3 protein-coding genes are annotated in these 2,437 nt (G+C 32.7%); 1 reads left to right on the plus strand and 2 read right to left on the minus strand.

Features of this window, described 5'->3' with window-relative positions:
• On the plus strand, positions 1-687 hold a 687-nt coding region (locus BCR23_RS04410; RefSeq protein ID WP_338030591.1), incomplete at its 5' end, for a restriction endonuclease subunit S.
• Between the two features lie 44 nt (positions 688-731).
• On the opposite strand, the gene BCR23_RS04415 is transcribed toward BCR23_RS04410, so the two are convergent.
• On the minus strand, positions 732-1,661 hold the full coding sequence (locus tag BCR23_RS04415; protein WP_069634282.1) for a site-specific integrase: 930 nt from the start codon (positions 1,659-1,661) through the stop codon (positions 732-734).
• A gap of 80 nt (positions 1,662-1,741) precedes the next feature.
• A partial coding sequence (locus tag BCR23_RS04420; RefSeq protein WP_205688492.1) for a restriction endonuclease subunit S occupies positions 1,742-2,437 on the minus strand: 696 nt, incomplete at its 5' end.

Here is a 2,437-nt window from a genome sequence, read left to right on the forward strand (position 1 = left end):
ATCGCTCTTCATCAACGTAAGTTAGATGCTTTGAAGCGGTTGAAAAAAGGTTTTTTACAACAACTATTCCCTGAAAATAGGGAGAAGGTGCCCAAGGTGCGGTTTGCTAATTTCGAAGATGAATGGGAACAGCGTAAGTTAGGGGAATATGGTAATTTTTATTATGGAAAGAGTGCTCCAAAATGGTCTGTGACTGAAGATGCGACCACTCCCTGTGTCAGATATGGAGAACTATATACCAAATTCGGAGCAAAAATTGATAGAATATATTCTCATACTAGTATTCCTAAAGAAAATTTGAAATTTAGTACAGGTTACGAAGTGTTAGTACCTCGTGTAGGAGAAGATCCATTAGATTTTGCAAAATGTAGCTGGCTTACTATACCAGATGTGGCAATTGGAGAAATGATTTCTGTTTATAATACCAAACAAAATCCACAATTCATGGCTATCTATTTTCGTGCTAAAATGCGTCTCGAATTTGCCAAACGAGTTGAAGGAGGAAATGTATCAAATCTATATTTCTCTTATCTTGAAGATATTTTATTATCAATTCCATCTTTAGGAGAGCAGATAAGCATAGCAGCTTTTTTTTCACGATTAGACGATACTATAAAAATTCAACAAAATAAACTGGGTCAACTCAAAAATCTTAAAAAAGCCTATCTACAAAATATGTTTATATAAAAAAATCCTCATCTAGCAAGTTATAACTAGATGGGGATTTTGGGTCACATTAACATTGATAAATGTTTTATGATCTTGTCATTATCTTGATTTTCCAATTCTTGAATAATATGAAGATATGTTTCTTGGGTTGTCGTCATACTAGAATGACCTAACCTGTTCGCAACACTAGCAATCGAAACACCAGCAAATAATAGCAATGAAGCATGTGTATGTCTCAAACTATGAACCGTAATAATTGGTATATTTGCACGATTACATAATACTTTTAAGCGATTGTTAATGGTTGAATTAAATACTCTACTTCTAACAAAAATAGGTTTATCTAGTTCTTTCATTTTAATTAATTGTGAAAACTGCATTGCTAATTGCCAGTCGATTTGAATCTTTCTGTTAGAAGATTCATTTTTTGTTGGTTGAAAAGAACCGTTTGTTTTTTTGTAATTCCAAGTTTTGTTAATTACTATTTTTTGTTTTGAAAAATCAAAATCTATGGGTGTTAAAGCTAAAGCTTCTGAAAAACGCATTCCAGTTTTAATGACTAACAATATAAACCAATCCCAATTAATATCTTCCGTTAAGTTTAATACTTTTAATAAAGATTGTACTTCAAACTGGTTTAGAAATTTTGCTTTTTTAGGTCGTGGGTCTTTTCCTTTAATTACAATTTTTCTTGTAGGATTTTGAGTGAGTATTCCTTCATCAACAGCGTCCAAAATAGCTCCTTTTAAATGATGATGAAAATCCATGGTAGTTTGTTTTTCATGAGTACGCGCATACTCATTCAAAAGTTGTTGATAACTATAACGATCAAGTTCCTTTAATTTCAAATTGGGTACAAGTTCTTGTAATTTTTGTTCTGTTACATAGTATTTTTGTAATGTAATTGAACGAATAGCGCCAACTTTATAAAGGCTTACCCACTCCTTAAAATATTCATGAAACGTTTGTTCTTTTCTTCTTTTTGTTTTCATAAAAAACCTCCTGGATAATAAATAGATGAACTAATCATCTTTGTTTATTATCTAAGGAGTTAGTCCAAGTGTAAATATGGTTAGATGAACATATTTTGCAGATAGCTTTTTTTTAGATTTTTGAGTTGATCTAGTTTGTTTTTATAAAGAGATACTAAATTATCTATTTGCTTAAATAAAACACCTATACGACGTTGTTCATCAATCTTTGGTAATGCAAGAATTAAATTTTCTACTGCCGGATAGTTGACGTAAATTTGTGTTCCACCTTGAACTATTCGTTTGACTTTTTCTCTAAAAGGTCCATTCAATGTTACGAAAGCGAAGTTAAAATCAAAGTTTTTTTTTGGTGAAATAATCTCAGTTCTTTGGTTGATAACATACTCGCGATCAGTGTTTATAAGCAACGAACGTCCAATGATTGTTCCGTTTGACGTTTTATCATTCAGAACCATCGTCAATTCCCCTTTACGGACTACTCGACCATCAGTTACTTCGTTTGAGATAGCTCTAATATTTTGGTCAACATATTTCCCGTCTAAGCCATAGCTACCAATTGATATCACTTTGTACTTTCCACTATCATCAAAGTATTTTTCAATGGCTGTCCCCCCACGATGATCAGCGATTTCAGAAAGCTTACGCTGTTCCCATTCATCTTCGAAATTAGCAAACCGCACCTTAGGCACCGTCTCCCCATTTTCAGGGAACAGTTGTTGTAAAAGACCTTTTTTCAACCGCTTCAAAGCATCTAACTTACGTTGATGAAGAGCGAT

The sequence above is a fragment of the Enterococcus quebecensis genome, from assembly GCF_001730365.1.
In the GTDB taxonomy this organism is placed as follows: Bacteria; Bacillota; Bacilli; order Lactobacillales; family Enterococcaceae; genus Enterococcus_L; species Enterococcus_L quebecensis.